This is a genomic window from Halomonas sp. ND22Bw (assembly GCF_003011945.1).
In the GTDB taxonomy this organism is placed as follows: domain Bacteria; phylum Pseudomonadota; class Gammaproteobacteria; order Pseudomonadales; family Halomonadaceae; genus Halomonas; species Halomonas halophila.
The window spans coordinates 1-263 of record NZ_PXWD01001087.1 but is presented as its reverse complement, the minus strand read 5'-3'; the positions used below and the strand labels follow the sequence as shown (position 1 = coordinate 263).

At 64.3% G+C, this 263-nt stretch carries 1 protein-coding gene; it reads right to left on the bottom strand.

Annotated elements, in window-relative coordinates; translation table 11 throughout:
* Window positions 1–92: 92 nt before the first annotated feature.
* A complete protein-coding gene (locus tag CVH10_RS21530) occupies window positions 93–248 on the bottom strand; it encodes a septation protein IspZ (RefSeq protein ID WP_369335953.1) in 156 nt (51 codons plus the stop codon).
* Between the last annotated feature and the right edge of the window lie 15 nt (window positions 249–263).

Sequence of the window (263 nt, the reverse complement as noted above, 5' to 3'; positions counted from 1 at the left end):
GGCGTGGGCGGCGCTTTCGTCGATCACCTCGAGCGCGCTCGGCTGCAGCTTCTCGCGCAGCGTGGCTTCGAGGTCGGCAGCGGTGTAGAGCGTCATGCCGCGGGCGTGTCTTCGGACTTCAGGTGCGGCGAGATGTACAGCCCCTGCGCGATCAGGAAGACGATCGGGAAGGCATAGCCCCACAGCTTGAAGTTGACCCAGGCCTCGGTGCTGAAGTACAGCGCGACGTAGGCGTTGATGGCCGACATGAAGAGACAGTAGCC

Bases quoted from the DNA above. Each gene is read 5' to 3' on its own strand.
- CVH10_RS21530 (WP_369335953.1), bottom strand. From the start codon at position 248: ATGTCGGCCATCAACGCCTACGTCGCGCTGTACTTCAGCACCGAGGCC.